This is a genomic window from Streptomyces johnsoniae, assembly GCF_031845565.1.
Classification (GTDB): domain Bacteria; phylum Actinomycetota; class Actinomycetes; order Streptomycetales; family Streptomycetaceae; genus Streptomyces; species Streptomyces johnsoniae.
Genome location: NZ_JAVREV010000023.1, coordinates 90,322 through 106,674, shown reverse-complemented (window position 1 = coordinate 106,674; position 16,353 = coordinate 90,322). Strand labels below are relative to the sequence as shown.

The following is a 16,353-nucleotide window of genomic DNA, read 5'->3' as shown; positions in this document are numbered from 1 at the left end:
TTAAGCACGCCGCCAGCGTTCGTCCTGAGCCAGGATCAAACTCTCCGTGAATGCTTCAAAGAAACAATCCACGCGAGCAATAACCTCGCTGAACTGTAAAACAAAAGACCAAGAAACCATCTCGGCCCACAAAACATTGGCGTTGACTTTTGGCACGCTGTTGAGTTCTCAAGGAACGGACGCTTCCATCGAATCCCTCTCAGGACCCTCCGGGCGCTTCCCTTCGGTGTTTCCGACTCTACCATGCTTCCGCGTCGTCCGATTTCCCGAACTTCGGCCTGGCCGGTAGGAGTTGCTCACCAGAGTAGAGGATTCTTCCGGCCGGTCCAAATCGGTCCGGCGGAACGCATCTTCATATCCCTGGCCGAGCTCGAAGGACCCTACGGAACGGCCCGTACGGTGTCAAGTTGAGGCCGCCGGGCCGCCCACCGCCCCCGGATGCGGGCGCCGTTGCGGTGTGTGCGGCCGCCCACCGCCCGCGGCCGTGTGCCTGCCGTGCGGGCCCGTGGCGCGCGGCCCGCCCGGTGGCGGTCAAAACCGGTGGCATGCCGTCGCGTTCGGCCTCTAAGCTCGACCGCTTTGTGGCAATCGCCGTTCGGAATAGAGGCGGGAGGAAATCGAATGCGCCCATCGGGGCTGTACCCGGCCGTCGCGGCCGGCGGTTTCCGGCGCTATGCCACGTACCGGATCGCCACGGCGGCCGGGGTGTTCACGAACACTGTCTTCGGCTTCATCCTCGCCTACACCTACGTCGCGCTGTGGTCGGAGCGGCCGCAGCTCGGCGGGTACGGCCAGGCGGAGGCGCTCACGTTCGTCTGGGCCGGGCAGGCGCTGTACGCGACCGTGGCCGTCATGGGCGGTGGATTCGAGGCGGAACTCCAGGAGCGGATCAGGAACGGGGACGTCGCCATCGACCTCTACCGGCCGGCCGATCTCCAGTTGTGGTGGCTGGCGTCCGATCTGGGGCGCGGGGCCTTCCAGTTGCTCGGCCGGGGGATCGTGCCGCTCGCGGTCGGCGCCTGGGCGTTCGATCTGGCGCTGCCGCGGAGTCCCGCGGTCTGGGTCCTCTTCGTGGTCTCCGTGCTGCTGGCCATCGTGGTGAGTTTCGCCCTCAGATTTCTGGTGGCGCTCTCCTCGTTCTGGCTGATGGATGGGACGGGGGTGAACATGATCAGCATGTTGGCCGCGATTTTCTTCTCCGGGATGACGCTGCCACTGACCGTGTTCCCCGGTCTGCTGGGCGACGTCGCGGAGTGGCTGCCCTGGGCGGGCATGGTGCAGGTGCCGGCGGACGTGCTGCTCGGCCGGTACGACGGGGCCGGGGTGGCGGGGGTGCTGGCCTTCCAGGTGGGGTGGGCCGCGGTGCTGCTGCTGGTGGGGCGCGGGGTGCAGGCGCTGGCGACGCGGAAGGTGGTGGTGCAGGGTGGCTGACGGGCTGCGCGCGTACCTGCTGATCGTGTGGATGTGGATGCGGTCCACGCTGACGTACCGGGTGTCGTTCGTGCTGACAACCGTGGGGAGCGGCATGACGGCGTTCCTCGACTTCGCCGCCATCCTGATCATGTTCACGCATGTGGATGCGCTGGGCGGTTTCTCGGTCGCGGAGGTCGCGCTGTTGTACGGGGCGACGAGCACCTCGCTCGGCCTCGCGGATCTGGCGCTGGGGAACGTGGACCGGATCGGCGCGCGGATCAGGGACGGCACACTCGACGTGCTGCTGGTGCGGCCCGCGCCGGTGTTCGCGCAGGTGGCGGCGGACCGGTTCGCGCTGCGCCGCGTCGGGCGGATCGTGCAGGGGCTGCTGGTGCTGGGCTGGGCGCTGACGGGCCTCGACGTGGAGTGGCACGCGGGCCGGGTGCTGCTGCTCGTCGTGATGATCGTCGCCGGGGCGGCGATCTACGGGGCGGTGTACGCGCTGGGCGGGGCGTTCCAGTTCCTGGCGGGCGACGCGGCGGAGGTGCAGAACTCGTTCACGTACGGCGGGAACACGCTGTTGCAGTACCCGCCGTCGATCTTCGGGAAGGACCTGGTCCGGGGGGTGACGTTCGTCGTGCCGCTGGCGTTCGTGAACTGGGTGCCCGCGCTGCGGCTGCTCGGCCGGGACGATCCGCTGGGGCTGCCGGGCTGGGTGGACTTCCTCTCCCCCGCGGTGGCCGTCGTGATGTGCGGGCTGGCCGGCCTGGTGTGGCGGGCGGGGCTGCGGAGCTATCGGAGCACGGGGAGTTGAACGGGGAGTTGAACGGGGAGTTGAGCGGGGAGTTGAGCGGAATGCAGGATGCACTGATCGAACTGGACGGGCTGGAGAAGGTGTTCCAGGTGCGGCGGCGGGCCGGTGGTCGGCTGCGCAGGACGCGGGAGGAGGTCCGGGCGGTCGACGGGATCTCGTTCGAGGTCGCGCGCGGGGAGATGGTGGGCTACATCGGCCCGAACGGGGCGGGCAAGTCGACGACGATCAAGATGCTGACCGGCATCCTCACGCCGAGCGGCGGGCGGCTGCGGGTGGCCGGTCTCGATCCCGCGCGGGAACGCACCCGGCTGACGCGGCGGATCGGGGTGGTGTTCGGGCAGCGCACCACGCTGTGGTGGGACCTGCCGCTGCGCGACTCGTACCGGCTGGCGCGGCGGATGTACCGGGTGGAGGAGGCGCGGTTCCGCACGAACATGGACCGCCTGGTGGAGCTGCTCGGTCTGGGCCCGCTGCTCGACGTTCCGGTGCGGCAGCTGTCGCTCGGGCAGCGGATGCGCGGGGACATCGCCGCGGCGCTGCTGCACGATCCGGACGTGCTGTACCTCGACGAGCCGACGATCGGCCTGGACGTGACCAGCAAGGCCAGGGTGCGCGGCTTCCTGCGCGACCTCAACCGGGAGCAGGGCACGACGGTGCTGCTGACGACGCACGACCTGACGGACATCGAGCAGCTGTGCCGCCGGGTCATGGTGATCGACCACGGGCGGCTGATGTACGACGGGGCGCTGTCCGGCCTGACGGAGATCGGGGAGAGCGAGCGGACGCTGGTGGTGGACCTGGAACGCGAGTTGCCGCCGATCGAGGTGGCCGGGGCGCGCACGGTGCGGGTGGAGGGGCCGCGGCAGTGGCTGGCGTTCCCCGCCTCGGCGAGTGCGGCGCCGCTGGTGGCGCGGATCGCGGAGAACTGCCCGCTGGTCGACCTGTCGATCCGGGAGCCGGACATCGAGGACGTGATCGCGCGGATGTACGAGCTGGGGCGGACCGGGGGCACGGCGGTGGGGTAAACCCCCGGGCGGATACGGCGATGGGCACCATCGTCCCGGGGCCCCGCGGAACGGCACTGTTGCTCGCGTACCTGACAGGCCGTTTCAGCTGAAGGAGACTGACCGTGGCAACGGCTGTATCCGAAACTCGTACCGCGGTTGCCGCGCGGGCAGACTGTGTCGTCAAGGCGTACGGCGCCGGTGAGACCCGGGTGGTGGCGCTCGACCGCGTGAGCGCCGATATCCAGCAGGGCGCGTTCACGGCGATCATGGGGCCCTCGGGCTCGGGGAAGTCGACGCTGATGCACTGCCTGGCGGGGCTCGACACCGTCTCCTCGGGCCGCATCTGGGTGGGCCCCACCGAGATCACCGGGCTGAAGGACAAGAAGCTCACGCAGCTGCGCCGCGACCACATCGGCTTCATCTTCCAGGCGTTCAACCTGCTGCCCACGCTCAGCGCCCTGGAGAACATCACGCTCCCCATGGACATCGCCGGCCGCAAGCCCGACAAGGAGTGGCTGGAGCGCGTCGTGGCCACCGTCGGCCTCGGCGAGCGTCTCAAGCACCGGCCGAACGAGCTGTCCGGCGGACAGCAGCAGCGCGTCGCCGTCGCCCGCGCCCTCGCCGCCCGCCCCGACATCATCTTCGGTGACGAGCCCACCGGTAACCTCGACTCCCGCGCCGGCTCGGAAGTCCTCGGCTTCCTGCGCCGCTCCGTCGACGAGCTGGGCCAGACCATCGTCATGGTCACCCACGACCCCGTCGCCGCCGCCTACGCCGACCGCGTGCTGTACCTGGCGGACGGCCGGCTGGTGGACGACATGGCGCACCCGACGGCGGATCTGGTGCTGGACCGGATGCGGCGCTTCGACGCGCACGGGCGGGTGTCGTGACCGTGCTGAAGACGTCGATGCGGAGCTTCTTCTCCCACAAGGGGCGGATGGCTCTGTCGGGCATCGCGATCGTGCTGTCCGTCGCGTTCGTGTGCGGCACGCTGGTGTTCACGGACACGCTGAACAGCACGTTCGACAAGTTTTTCGCCGCCACGGCGTCCGATGTGACGGTCGGGCCCGAGGAGGAGGAGAACGGACAGGAGACCGGCCGCGAGGGGACGCTGCCCGAGGGCGTCGTGGACCGGGTGCGGGCCGTCGACGGGGTGGAGTCGGCCGAGGGTGTGGTGATCAACACCAGCATCACGGTCGTGGACGGCGATGGGGAGAGCGTCGGGGGTGCCACCGGGGCCCCGACGATCGGTGCCGACTGGGGACCGGACACGCAGCGTTCGATGGAGCTGACCGAGGGCCGCGAGCCGGGCGGGCCCGGCGAGGCGCTGCTGGACGCGGACACCGCGCGGCGGCAGGGCCTCGCGATCGGCGACGAGCTGGAGATCGTCGCGGTGTCGGGCCGCCACGCGGTGACGGTGACGGGTCTGGTGGAGTTCAGCAGCACCAACCCGGGGGCGCCGTACCTCCTGCTCGAACCGGCGGCGGCGCGCACGGCGCTGCTGGGGGCGGCGGACGTGATCAGTTCGGTGCACGTGACGGCGGCGGGCGGCGTCGCGGACGAGGAGTTGAAGGAACGGATCGGGGCGGCGCTCGGCGGCGGGTTCGACATCGACACGCGGGCGGAGAACGAGGAGGCGATGGCGGACGACGTCGGCGGCTTCCTCGACGTGATGCGCTACGCGATGCTGGGCTTCGCCGGGATCGCGGTACTGGTGGGGGTCTTCCTCATCGTCAACACCTTCTCCATGCTGGTCGCCCAGCGCACCCGCGAGATCGGCCTGCTGCGGGCCATCGGATCGAGCCGCCGCCAGGTCAACCGTTCGGTGCTGGCCGAGGCGCTGCTGCTCGGCGTGCTGGGCTCGATCGTGGGCATCGGGGCCGGGGTGGGCCTGGCCGTGGGCCTGATGAAGGTGATGAACTCGGCCGGGATCAACATGGACACCTCCGAGCTGACGGTGACCTGGTCGACGCCGGTCGCGGGCCTGCTGGTCGGGGTGGTGGCGACGGTGCTCGCCGCGTGGCTGCCGGCGCGGCGCGCGGGCCGGGTGTCGCCGATGGCGGCGCTGCGGGACGCGGGAACGCCGGGGGACGCGGCGGCGGGCCGGGTCCGCGGGGCGCTGGGCCTGGTGCTGACCGGGGCGGGCGTGGCCTGCCTGGTGGCGGCGGCGGGTGCCGAGGAGGCGGGGGAAGGTTCGCTGTTCCTCTCCGGCGGGCTGCTGCTGACGCTGTTCGGGGCGATCGTGCTGGCTCCGCTGCTGGCCTCGGGCGTGGTGCGGGTGCTGGGCGCGGTGGTGCTGCGGATGTTCGGCCCGGTGGGCCGGATGGCCGGGCGGAACGCGCGGCGCAACCCGCGGCGCACGGGCGCGACGGCGGGCGCGCTGATGATCGGGCTCGCGCTGGTCGGTTCGCTGTCCGTGGTCGGGTCCTCCGTGGTGGCGTCCGCGTCGGACCAGCTGGACCGTTCCGTGGGGGCGGACTTCATCATCGACACCTCGGGGCAGCTGATCACGCCGGAGGCGGCCGAGGCGGTGCGTTCGACACCGGGCCTGGCGCACGTCACGGACTACACGGTGGTGTCGGTGGAGCTGACGACACCGGACGGGAGGACGACGGCGCACGACGTGACGGCGGCCGACCCGACGTACGCGCGGGATCTGCGGGCGCCGACGGTGGCGGGGGAGCTGCCGGCGGCGTACGAGCCGGACCACCTGTCGGTGGGCGAGACGTTCGCGGAGGAGCACGGCCTGTCGGTGGGCGACGAGCTGACCGCGCGGTTCGTCGGCGGCGACGAGGGCGTGCGGCTGACGCTGGGGGCGATCACCTCGGACCGGACGCTGATCGACTCGCAGGCGATGTACCTGTCCACGGACACGGCGAGGGCGCATCTGCCGGCGGAGAAGATGCCGCTCAACATGGTGATGTTCGCGAAGGCCGAGGAGGGCCAGAAGGACGCGGTCTACGCGGAGTTGCGGGAGCGCATGGCGCCGTTCCCGCAGTACGAGGTCAGCGACCAGGCGGACTACAAGCAGGCGCTGGAGGACGAGATCGGGATGCTGCTGAACATCGTGTACGCGCTGCTCGCGCTGGCGATCATCGTGGCGGTCCTGGGCGTCGTCAACACGCTGGCGCTCTCGGTCGTCGAACGGACGCGGGAGATCGGCCTGATGCGGGCGATCGGCCTCTCGCGGCGGCAGCTGCGGCGCATGGTGCGGCTCGAATCCGTGGTGATCGCGCTGTTCGGTGCGCTGCTCGGACTCGGACTCGGCCTCGGCTGGGGGGCGACGGCGCAGCGGGTGCTTGAGCAGGAGGGGTTCACGGTGCTGGAGATCCCGTGGCCGACGATCCTCGCGGTCTTCGCGGGCTCCGCGGTGGTGGGCCTCGCGGCGGCGCTGTTCCCCGCGTTCCGCGCGGGACGGATGAACGTGCTGCGGGCCATCGCCACGGACTGAACGCGTCCGTTGCCGACGCGGCCGTCCGGTCCCTTGCGGTGGGGGGACCGGGCGGCCGTTCTCCGTACTCGGCTCGCGTGAGGCGCCGACGTCAGGAGCCCGCGTCAGGCACCGGCCTCAGGAGCCCGCGTCAGGCACCGGCGTCAGGCACCGGCGGCGAGCTGGCGGCTGCGGTCGCGGGCCGCTTCGAGCGCGGCGATGAGCGCGGCGCGGACGCCGTGGTTCTCCAGCTCGCGGATGGCGCTGATGGTCGTGCCCCCCGGGGAGGTGACGGCCCCGCGCAGGGTGACGGGGTGCTCGCCGCTGTCCCGCAGCATGACGGAGGCGCCGATCGCGGCCTGGACGATCAGGTCGTGCGCCTTGTCGCGGGGCAGGCCGAGCAGGATGCCGGCGTCCGTCATCGCCTCGACGAGGAAGTAGAAGTAGGCCGGTCCCGAGCCGGACAGCGCGGTGGCGGCATCCTGCTGGGACTCGGGCAGGCGCAGGGTCTTGCCGACGCCGTTGAAGATGTCCTCGGCGTGCGCCAGGTGCTCCTCGGTGGCGTGGGTGCCGCCGGAGATCACGGACATGGCCTCGTCGACGAGGGCCGGGGTGTTGGGCATGACGCGCACCACGGGCGTCCCCGGGGTGAGGTGCGACTCGACGAAACCGGTGGTGATGCCCGCGGCGGCCGAGATCACCAGCCGGTCCGCGGGCGTGTGCGGGGCCAGCTCGTCCAGCAGCGCGGCCATGTCCTGCGGCTTGACGGCCAGGATCAGGATGTCGGCGTTCTTGGCGGCCTCGGCGTTGCCGACGGTCTCCACGCCGTGCCTGGCCCGCAGGGCCACGGCGCGCTCGGCACGGCGGACGGTGACGAGCAGGTCCGCGGGGGCACGCCCGGCCCTGAGCATGCCGCCGAGCAGGGCCTCACCGATCTTCCCGGTGCCGAGAACGGCGATCTTGTGGGTCATGAGAGGGCTCACTCACTCGCTTCCCTGTGGTTGAAAGGGCGTCCTCATCCTCGCATCAGCGGATGACGACGGTGAGCCGGACGATGTAGTCCTCGGTGACCTGCCCGTCCGGGAACTCGGCGCGCACGGCCGCCTCCTCGGCGGCGAGGATGGGGCGGGACTTCTCGGGGCCGAGGACGGCGAGCCAGGAGTGGGTGGCGAGGTTGGCTATGTGGGCGGCCAGCGGGATGGTGCGGCGCCAGCCGACTTCCCGGTGGGCGGGGGCCAGGCCGAGCCCGAGGCCGCGCAGCAGAGCCGGCGCGGTCGTGGTGATGTCCTCGCGGCGGAACTCGCTCAGGCGCTCCGCCAGCCGCCGTTCCTGCGCGTCGGCCCACCGGACGGAACGGTCGCGCACGTTCCACCACAGGGCGAGCGCACCGCCCGGGCGCAGCACGCGCAGCGCCTCGGGGACGGAGCGGGCCGGGTCGGTCCAGTGCCACGCCTGGGCGTAGGTGACCAGGTCGAACGAGCCGGCGGCGAACGGCAGCGCGTCGCCCGAGCCGCGGACGAGGGGCACGCCGGGCAGGGCGGCGCGGAACTGCGCGGCCATGCCGGGTCCTGGCTCCGCGGCGACGACGCGGGCGCCCCGTTCGTGCAGGGGCGCGGCGCCCTTGCCGGTGCCGGCCCCGACGTCCAGCACGGCGGAGCCGGCCAGGGGCCGCCCGGTCAGCTCCTCGACGGCGTCGTAGAGGGCGGGCGGGTAGGTGGGGCGCAGGGCGGCGTACTCGGCGGCGATGGCGTCGAACGAGGTGGCGAGGTCGGACGTGGTCGTCATGACCGGTCAACTCCCCGGCTGGGACCGCCTTGAACCGGACGGGTCCGCGCCGGGGCGCGGCCTGGGGTGTTCGAGGGGGAAGCCGTCGTTCGCGTAGTCGCCGCGCGGCGCCGGCCGCAGGCGGCGGACGAGTCGGTGCAGGCCGCGCATGTCGGTGCTCCTCAGCTGTGGGTTTCCGAAGGTCGTTGCGCGGTGCGTCAGTCCAGCTCGCGCATCATGCGTTCCATCGAGGCGACGGACTTGCGGGTCTCCCCCAGCTCGTCGGTGTAGCGGCGCAGAATCCCCGTGTTGTCCTCGAGCAGCTCCGCGTACTTGACGCTCAGACGCTTGTACTCGTCCTCGCGCGAGGCGAGCATGCGGGCGCGCCAGGTGGCGGCGATCTGCCAGACGACCACGATGAGCAGCGCGAAGACGCCTGCGGTGCCGAGCCCGGCCGCCCAGACGCCCGCGGGGTCGTCCGCCAGGGTGGTCAGCGAATCGTTCACTGCGCTTCCTCTTTCTGCCGCTGCCGGTCGGCCGTCGCCGTGACCGTCTCGGCAGCCTCCGCGATGGTGCGCGGCGTCAGTTCGTAGATGAAGGGCGCCACCTCGAAGAACTTCATGGCCTTGCCGTCGGCGGACAGCTCCAGCGTGCCGACGACGAGCCCGGCGGCCTCCAGCCGCTGCAGATGCATGTGCAGCAGCGGGCGGCTCATGCCGATCTCGCGGGCGAGCCTGCTGACGTAATTCCGCTCGGCGGCGAGCGCGGCGACGATCCGCATGCGATGCGGATTGCCGAGGGCGGCCAGCACTTTCAGCAGCTCGTCCCCGCTCATCGCGACCCCTCCGCTTTCCGGTGGTGCGTCTTCAGGCTCGCAGTGGCCCACCCACCTGTCAATCGGAACTGACACATGTCCGGGTCGGCTCAGGGGGAACCCTTAGGCGCGCTTGCCCCTTCTCCTGCGGGCCGGGTGCCCGGAACGCTTCGCGGTACGCCTGCGGTGCCGGGCGACAGCCGTCTCGTAGTCGAGCCGCCGCAGCTTCTCGCCGGGCGCCTCCACGGTGCTGCGCAGCGCGTAGGCCAGGAAGACGCCGACGAAGCCGACCACCTTGATGCTGCGGAACGCCGACTCGTCCACCGCGTTCTCCGGGGCGGGGCGCGTGTACCTGATCCAGGTGCGGGTCGCGGCCATCGCGGTGCAGATGGCGAAGGCGATGACGACCATGGCGCGCAGCCAGCCCGCGGTCTCGGAGCTGTCGAGCCCGGAGTAGCCCAGGAACAGCAGCGTGCCGCCCATGGCCGCGAGCAGCAGCGCGGACAGGGTGAGCCCGGCGCGGCGTGCCCCGTATCCGCCGCTGTGATCGACCCAGGAGACGCCGTAGAACCTGATGGGCTCCGGCCGGGGTTCGTCGTCGGCCGCGCCGTCCGGCGGGCTCTGCGGGTGCGAGGTGGACATGCGAACGATTATGACGGGCGCGTTTCCCGCGCCGCTCCCCGGTTCCGTCGGTTGGGCCGGTTCCGTCGGTTCCGCGGGTTCCCCGCCCGTTCCGCTGCCTGTTCCCCGCCCGTTCCCTGCCCGTTCCCCGCCCATTCTCCAGCCGTTCCCCGCCGGGGACCGGTGCGCGGGGCGCCGTCGTACGCTGTCCCCGGCACAAGGGCATCGGGCACAACGGGGGAGATGCTGCCATGACGGACAACCGCGGTCTGGTGCCGCAACGGCTGGGCGAGTATGTGCTGGAGCGGCGGCTCGGCAGCGGCGGGATGGGCGTGGTGCACCTGGCGCGGACGGTGACCGGGCGGCGGGTGGCGATCAAGGTGATCCGGCCCGAGTACGCCGAACACCCGGGATTCCGCGCCCGTTTCCGCCGGGAGGTGGCCGCGGCGCGGCGGGTCAGCGGCGCGTTCACGGCGCCGGTCGTCGACGCCGACCCGGAGGACGACCCGCCGTGGCTGGCCACGCTGTACGTGCCGGGCGGCTCGCTCGCGGACCGGCTGGACGCGGCGGGGCCGCTCCCGGTCGCGGAGGCGGCGCGGGTCGGCGCCCAACTGGCCGAGGCACTGCGGGACATCCACCGCAGCGGCTTGGTGCACCGCGACCTCAAACCGGGGAACGTGCTGCTGGCCGAGGACGGCGTGCGCGTCATCGACTTCGGCATCTCGCGGGCGATGAGCCACAGTCACCGGTTGACGGAGGCAGGGGAGGTGCTGGGCTCGCCGCCGTTCATGGCGCCCGAGCAGCTGACGGGCGCGGACGTCACCGAGGCGGCGGACGTGTTCGCGCTCGGCGCGGTGGTGGCGTACGCGGCGACCGGGCACAGCCCGTTCGAGCCGGGCACGGAGCCGGGCGGCGATCCGCTGGCGGTCGCCTACCGCGTGGTGCACGAGGAGCCGGACCTGGGTGACGTTCCCGAGCCGCTGCGGGGCCTGGTCGCGCGCTGCCTGGCCAAGGACCCGGCGCGGCGGCCAGAGGTGCCGTCGCTGCTGCGGATGGCCTCGTTCGCCGATGCCGCCGTTCACACCGTTCACACCGTTCATGCCGTCCACACCGTTCACGCCGTCCATGCCGTTCACGCCGCGCCGCCCGCCGGCCCGCCCGCGGGCGCGGCGCCGCAGGCGACCGGGCCCGTCCGCGCCGGGCGGCGGCGCGCGCGGCTGGTGGCGGGCGCGGTGGCGCTGGCCGTGGCGGGGGCGGCGGCGACCGGCGTGTGGCTGGCCGCGCCCGCGGACCGGGACCGCCCGGTCGGCGCGGGAACGACGGCCCCCGGCGGCGGGGGCGAGCGGCCGGGGCCGGCCGCGGCCGACCCGTGGGAGATCGACCTGCGGGAGTTCGGCGTCGACGACGCGATCACCGAGGGGTTCCGCTGCCGGCCCGCGGACGGCGGCCTGCTGTGCGCGCAGGGGCCCGCGTTCGCGGTGCTGCTCGGGCCAGGCGGCGAGGAGGTGTTCCGGCACCGCGGCCCGCGCGACGCCGTCGGCGGGCCCGGGGCGCTGCCGGGCGAGGGCGCGGTGCTGGCGCCGTCCGCCGCGGGCGTCAGCGCGCTCGGCCGGGACGGTGCGGAGCAGTGGCGGATCGACGCGCCCGAGCTGACCGGCAGCCTGCTGCGGGTGGGCGGCTCCCTGGCCCTCCAGAACGGCGACAGCACGCTGCGCTTCTACGCCGCGGACGCGCCCGAGGCGCGGGGCGAGTGGACGGCCCCCGGGCGGTACGTCACACAGTCGGCGAGCGGCGCGTCCCGTCTGCTGGTGGAGACCCGCGCCGACGAGACGGGCGCCGACCCGCTGCTGATGCTGCTCGACGACGCCGGCCGCGAGCTGTGGGCCGCGCCGGTCGGGCCGCCCCCCGAGGCGGTGGGCATGACCGAAATGCTGGGCGTGGACGCGGACGCGGCGTACTTCCAGGAGCACGACACGGACCTGCCGGTCGTCTCGGCCGTGCTGCGCCTCGACCTGTCCTCGGGCGCGTGGCGGCGCACGGAACTGCCGCGGTCCGCCGAGCCGTACGCCTCGGCGGCGGACGGCGTGGTCTACCTGCCGGACGCCACGGGCCTGGTCACGGCCGTGGACACGGTGGCGGGCGAGGTGCTGTGGAGCAGACCGACGGGCGCCGACCAGCCCTCGCGGCCCGCCGCGGTGGACGGCGTGCTGTACCTGACGGACGGCCAGGGGCGGCTGCACGAGGTGGCGGCGGACACCGGCGAGGTGCTGCACGTGGGCGCCGCGCATCCGGGCACCCCGGGCGCCGGCTCGGGCGGCTGGGCCCCGGCCCCGGTGATCGCGGACGGGGTGGCCTACGCGGTGACGGTGGGGAACACGCTGTACGCCCAGCCGCTGGAACGCGGTACCTAGGGTCCGCCGCCCTGCTCCGCCGCGGGGCCCCGGGCCGTTCTCTCCGCGGCCGGCCGCGGGTCCTGCGGGGCGCTCCCGGCCGGCACCGCGGCCGGGGCCTCGGCCGGCACCGTGGCCGGAGTCTCGGTCGGCTCCGTGGCCGGAGTCTCGGCCGGGGCCTCGGTCAACTGGGCCGCCACCGGGGGGCGTTCGGGAAGGCCCTGGGCGCCGCCGGGGACGCGCGCCAGGGCGCGGCCGATCGCGGCCGAGGCCGCGAAGCCCGCGCCGACCACCGCGGCGCCCCCGGCCGCGTCGAGCAGGTAGTGGTTCGCCGTGCCCATGATCACGATCGTCGTCAGCAGCGGGTAGGCGAGGCCCGCCACTCGCAGCCAGCGGTAGGGCGCGACGCGCCACAGCACGAGCGCGCACCACAGCGACCAGCCGACGTGCAGGGACGGCATCGCCGCGTACGGGTTGGTGATGCCGGTCAGGGCCCCGTACCGCGGATCGTTCAGGTCCTGCGGGCCGTTCGCGGTGTCGATGTAGCCGAGCCCCGGCATCAGGCGGGGCGGGGCCAGCGGGTACAGCCAGAAGCCGGCGAGGCCGAACAGGGTGGTCAGCGCGAGCCAGCGGCGGGCGGTCCGGTACTCGGCAGGGTGCCGCACGAGCAGCCAGCCGAGGATCGTCAGCGGCACGGCGAAGTGGAACGTCTGGTAGTAGAAGTCCATCGCGTCGGACAGCCACGGTCTGGCGACCACGGCGTGATTGAGCCAGTGCTCGATGTCGATGTGCAGGAAGCGCTGGATGTCCAGGATCTGGTGGCCGTGCGCCTCCGCCGTGTCGCGGTCGCCGCGGGCGTACGAACGCACCCAGGAGTACGCCCAGTAGCCGACGCGGATGAGGAGCAGTTCGAGCAGCAGGTTCGGCCGTGAGGCAAGGCCGGCGCGCACCGGCCGCGACCACAGCTCCGAGCCGCGCGCGAGGAAGCGGACCGTACAGGCGGCCAGCAGGGCGGCGATGAGCGGAATGTTCTCACCCACGACCGCGAGCGACTCCAGCTTCGGCACCAGCGCGGTGCCTTCGAGCACCAGCGCCAGCGCCACGAACACCGGCCACATCGGGCGGTCCGCGGTGCGCCGCCCGGCCCGGCCCGCGGCCGCGCACAGCAGCCACAGCTGCTGCTCCTGACCGGCGGCCGGGGTGGCGGCCAGCGCCGCGCAGCCGACGACGGCGGCGGCGAGCAGCGGCTGCCCGTCGCCCGCGTAGCGCGCGGCGCGGCGCAGCGCGAACCCGCACACCACGGTGGCCAGTACCGCGAAGGCCGCGATCTCCCCCGGGCCCGCCACGCCGAGGCGCAGCAGCGCGCCGTGCAGCGACTGGTTGGCCGCCACGTCCGGCGCCTCGCCGAGACCGGCCCCGGCCAGGTGGCGCAGCCAGAACGTCACGGATTCCGCCGGCCGCAGCGCCCACGCCAGCGCGGTGGCCGCGGCGAACGCGCCGCCCGCCGTTCCCGCGGCGCGGCGGCGGCCGGTCAGCAGCAGCAGACCGGCGAACAGCAGCAGCGGCGGCTGGAGCGCGGCGGCCAGGCCGATCAGCGCGCCGCCCGCGGCCCGCCGGGTCGCGAGCAGCCACCCGGCCAGGGCCAGCAGGATGGCGAACAGCCCGGCCTGCGCGACCGTGGCCGTCTCCCGCAGCGGCAGCGAGACGACCAGCAGGCAGAAGCCGGCGGGCGCGGCCCACCGGCGGTGCGCCGCGGGCAGGGCGCGCGCGGCGACCAGGACGAGGGCGGCGGCCGTCAGCAGCGTGAGGAGCAGCCACAGGATGCCTCGGTGCTCGGCCGCGAGACCGCCGAGCGGTTCGAGCAGCAGCCCGGCCGCGGGCGGCGCGGGCACGCCGTTCCCGGTGTGGAGCGGCGCGCTCCCGGACGGCAGCCCGGTGAGCCGTTCGTCCGGCGCGAGCCGCCACACCTCCACGGCCTGGCGGGCGGCCAGCAGCCCGGCCGCCGCCCACAGCCCCCACACCGCGTACCGGCTGCGCGTCCCGCCCCGGCCACGCCCGGTTTCCGTCTCCGCCACCCCAGCGCCCTTTGCATCACGGCCTTGCCACGACATGGCGGCACGATGAACGCCGCCCAAAGGGAACCTACCCGGCGCACCGGGACAGCAGGTGCGGTGCCCCCCGCGGGGCGGGTCAGCCGGCCGCGCCCTCCACCGTGCCCTCCACCGTTGCCTCCGCCGTGCGCTCCAACTTGGCGACGTCGCGGACGGCACCCTTGTCGGCGCTGGTGGCCATGGCCGCGTAGGCGCGCAGCGCCAGCGAGACCTTGCGGTCGCGGGACACGGGCAGGTACCGGCCGCCGAGGGCGGCGCGGCGCTCGGCCAGCTCCTCCTCGGACACCTTCAGCTCGATGGCGCGGGACGGGATGTCGATGCGGACGAGGTCGCCGTCGCGCACCAGCGCGATGGTGCCGCCGGCCGCCGCCTCGGGCGAGACGTGCCCGATGGAAAGGCCCGAGGTGCCGCCGGAGAACCGGCCGTCGGTGATCAGCGCGCACGTGGCACCGAGGCCGCGGCCCTTGAGGAACGCCGTGGGGTACAGCATCTCCTGCATGCCGGGGCCGCCGCGGGGGCCCTCGTAGCGGACGACGACCACGTCGCCCTCCTTGACGCGCTTGGCGAGGATCGCCTCGACGGCTTCCTCCTGGGACTCCACGACGACGGCGGGGCCCTCGAACGTCCAGATCGACTCGTCGACGCCCGCGGTCTTCACGACACAGCCGTCGGCGGCGAGGTTGCCGTACAGCACGGCGAGGCCGCCGTCCGCGGAGTAGGCGTGCGCGGCGCCGCGGATGCAGCCCCGCTCCGCGTCCGTGTCCAGCGACTCCCAGCGTTCGGACTGGGAGAAGGCGCTGGCGGAACGGACGCAGCCGGGCGCCGCGTGGAACATCTCCACCGCCTCGGGCGCGGGCGAGCCGCCGCGGATGTCCCACTTCTTCAGCCACTCGGCGAGCGAGTCGGCGTGCACGCTGTGCACGTCCTCGTTGAGCAGCCCGGCGCGCTGGAGCTCGCCGAGGATCGCGGGGATGCCGCCGGCGCGGTGCACGTCCTCCATGTGGTACGAGCCGTTCGGCGCGACCTTGCAGACGCAGGGGACGCGCCGGGAGACCGCGTCGATGTCGGCCATGTCGAAGGGCAGTTCGGCCTCCACGGCCGCGGCGAGCAGGTGCAGCACGGTGTTGGTGGAGCCGCCCATGGCGACATCGAGAGCCATGGCGTTCTCGAAGGCGGCGCGCGAGGCGACGGCCCGCGGCAGCACGGTCGCGTCGTCCTGCTCGTAGTGGCGCCGGGTGACCTCGACGACCGTGCGGCCGGCCTCCTCGTACAGCGCGCGGCGGGCGGTGTGCGTGGCGAGGACGGAGCCGTTGCCTGGCAGGGCCAGGCCGAGTGCCTCGACCAGGCAGTTCATGGAGTTGGCGGTGAACATGCCGGAACAGGAGCCGCAGGTCGGGCAGGCGGCCTCCTCGATCCGCAGCAGGTCCTCGTCGGAGGTCGTGTCGGCGACCGCCTCGGACATGGCGTGGACCAGGTCCAGATTGGAACGGACCGTGCCGTCGACGAGGGTGGTCTTCCCGGCCTCCATCGGGCCGCCGGAGACGAAGACCGTCGGGATGTTCAGCCGCAGCGCGGCCATCAGCATGCCCGGGGTGATCTTGTCGCAGTTGGAGATGCAGACGAGGGCGTCGGCGCAGTGCGCCTCCACCATGTACTCCACGGAGTCCGCGATCAGGTCGCGGGAGGGCAGCGAGTACAGCATCCCGCCGTGGCCCATGGCGATGCCGTCGTCGACAGCGATGGTGTTGAACTCGCGCGGGATGCCGCCGGCCGCCGAGATGGCGTCGGAGACGATCCGGCCGACCGGCTGGAGGTGGGTGTGGCCGGGCACGAACTCGGTGAAGCTGTTGGCCACGGCGATGATGGGCTTGCCGAAGTCCTCGCGCGCTACGCCGGCGGCGCGCAGGAGGGCGCGCGCGCCCGCCATGTTGCGGCCGTGGGTGACTGTGCGGGACCTGAGCGTCGCCATGATCCGTGTCCTCTCCTGCG

General features: G+C 73.2%; 13 protein-coding genes. 6 read left to right on the top strand and 7 right to left on the bottom strand.

All coding sequences use genetic code 11. The features are described from left to right. Window positions 1-621 precede the first annotated feature (621 nt). The 5 genes from RM779_RS30740 to RM779_RS30720 all read left to right on the top strand — a co-directional run bounded on the left by RM779_RS30740 (window position 622) and on the right by RM779_RS30720 (window position 6,685). Window positions 622-1,431: an ABC transporter permease gene (locus tag RM779_RS30740; RefSeq protein WP_311621068.1), complete on the top strand. Its 810-nt coding sequence runs from the start codon at window positions 622-624 to the stop codon at window positions 1,429-1,431. Window positions 1,432-1,462: 31 nt separating this feature from the next. Continuing rightward, entirely contained in the window at window positions 1,463-2,227 is a 765-nt protein-coding gene (locus RM779_RS30735) for an ABC transporter permease (RefSeq protein ID WP_311621075.1), read from the top strand. A gap of 41 nt (window positions 2,228-2,268) precedes the next feature. Beyond that, window positions 2,269-3,252 carry an ABC transporter ATP-binding protein gene (locus tag RM779_RS30730; RefSeq protein WP_311621067.1) on the top strand — a complete coding sequence of 328 codons (984 nt, stop codon included), beginning with the start codon at window positions 2,269-2,271 and terminating at the stop codon, window positions 3,250-3,252. A gap of 104 nt (window positions 3,253-3,356) precedes the next feature. Beyond that, window positions 3,357-4,124, top strand: coding sequence for an ABC transporter ATP-binding protein (locus tag RM779_RS30725; protein ID WP_394813426.1), 768 nt, complete (start codon window positions 3,357-3,359; stop codon window positions 4,122-4,124). Then, the gene (locus tag RM779_RS30720) at window positions 4,121-6,685 is read left to right on the top strand and encodes an ABC transporter permease (protein ID WP_311621066.1); all 2,565 of its coding nucleotides are present in this window, start codon (window positions 4,121-4,123) and stop codon (window positions 6,683-6,685) included. Before RM779_RS30725 ends, RM779_RS30720 begins: the two co-directional genes overlap by 4 nt. A gap of 143 nt (window positions 6,686-6,828) precedes the next feature. Here the strand turns inward: RM779_RS30720 and proC are convergent, their stop codons facing one another. From proC to RM779_RS30695, 5 genes are all read right to left on the bottom strand, one after another. Beyond that, complete coding sequence (gene proC, locus RM779_RS30715) at window positions 6,829-7,635, bottom strand: pyrroline-5-carboxylate reductase (RefSeq protein WP_311621065.1); 807 nt, start codon at window positions 7,633-7,635, stop codon at window positions 6,829-6,831. A 55-nt stretch (window positions 7,636-7,690) separates the two neighbouring features. Then, window positions 7,691-8,449 (bottom strand): class I SAM-dependent methyltransferase, encoded by a 759-nt coding sequence (locus RM779_RS30710; RefSeq protein WP_311621064.1) that lies wholly within the window; start codon window positions 8,447-8,449, stop codon window positions 7,691-7,693. 197 nt (window positions 8,450-8,646) lie between these two features. Next, entirely contained in the window at window positions 8,647-8,934 is a 288-nt protein-coding gene (locus tag RM779_RS30705; RefSeq protein ID WP_311621063.1) for a hypothetical protein, read from the bottom strand. Continuing rightward, complete coding sequence (locus RM779_RS30700; RefSeq protein ID WP_077059719.1) at window positions 8,931-9,263, bottom strand: ArsR/SmtB family transcription factor; 333 nt, start codon at window positions 9,261-9,263, stop codon at window positions 8,931-8,933. The genes RM779_RS30705 and RM779_RS30700 overlap by 4 nt, the downstream gene beginning before the upstream one ends. Window positions 9,264-9,365: 102 nt before the next feature. Continuing rightward, the gene (locus tag RM779_RS30695) at window positions 9,366-9,884 is read right to left on the bottom strand and encodes a hypothetical protein (RefSeq protein ID WP_311621062.1); all 519 of its coding nucleotides are present in this window, start codon (window positions 9,882-9,884) and stop codon (window positions 9,366-9,368) included. A gap of 230 nt (window positions 9,885-10,114) precedes the next feature. On the opposite strand from RM779_RS30695, the gene RM779_RS30690 reads away from it, so the two are divergent. Continuing rightward, a complete protein-coding gene (locus tag RM779_RS30690; protein ID WP_311621061.1) occupies window positions 10,115-12,274 on the top strand; it encodes a protein kinase domain-containing protein in 2,160 nt (719 codons plus the stop codon). On the opposite strand, the gene RM779_RS30685 is transcribed toward RM779_RS30690, so the two are convergent. Both RM779_RS30685 and ilvD read right to left on the bottom strand, forming a co-directional pair. Next, complete coding sequence (locus tag RM779_RS30685; RefSeq protein WP_311621060.1) at window positions 12,271-14,328, bottom strand: phosphatase PAP2 family protein; 2,058 nt, start codon at window positions 14,326-14,328, stop codon at window positions 12,271-12,273. The two genes, RM779_RS30690 and RM779_RS30685, sit on opposite strands and share 4 nt — an antisense overlap. A 115-nt stretch (window positions 14,329-14,443) precedes the next feature. Next, a complete protein-coding gene (gene ilvD, locus RM779_RS30680) occupies window positions 14,444-16,333 on the bottom strand; it encodes a dihydroxy-acid dehydratase (protein ID WP_311621059.1) in 1,890 nt (629 codons plus the stop codon). Between the last annotated feature and the right edge of the window lie 20 nt (window positions 16,334-16,353).

What these genes read in the sequence shown, in the direction of transcription:
- RM779_RS30700 (WP_077059719.1), bottom strand. Translation starts at nt 9,263, where the DNA reads ATGAGCGGGGACGAGCTGCTGAAAGTGCTGGCCGCCCTCGGCAATCCG.
- RM779_RS30710 (WP_311621064.1), bottom strand. Translation starts at nt 8,449, where the DNA reads ATGACGACCACGTCCGACCTCGCCACCTCGTTCGACGCCATCGCCGCC.
- RM779_RS30730 (WP_311621067.1), top strand. Translation starts at nt 2,269, where the DNA reads ATGCAGGATGCACTGATCGAACTGGACGGGCTGGAGAAGGTGTTCCAG.
- RM779_RS30690 (WP_311621061.1), top strand. Translation starts at nt 10,115, where the DNA reads ATGACGGACAACCGCGGTCTGGTGCCGCAACGGCTGGGCGAGTATGTG.
- RM779_RS30695 (WP_311621062.1), bottom strand. Translation starts at nt 9,884, where the DNA reads ATGTCCACCTCGCACCCGCAGAGCCCGCCGGACGGCGCGGCCGACGAC.
- RM779_RS30735 (WP_311621075.1), top strand. Translation starts at nt 1,463, where the DNA reads ATGTGGATGCGGTCCACGCTGACGTACCGGGTGTCGTTCGTGCTGACA.
- proC (WP_311621065.1), bottom strand. Translation starts at nt 7,635, where the DNA reads ATGACCCACAAGATCGCCGTTCTCGGCACCGGGAAGATCGGTGAGGCC.
- RM779_RS30740 (WP_311621068.1), top strand. Translation starts at nt 622, where the DNA reads ATGCGCCCATCGGGGCTGTACCCGGCCGTCGCGGCCGGCGGTTTCCGG.
- ilvD (WP_311621059.1), bottom strand. Translation starts at nt 16,333, where the DNA reads ATGGCGACGCTCAGGTCCCGCACAGTCACCCACGGCCGCAACATGGCG.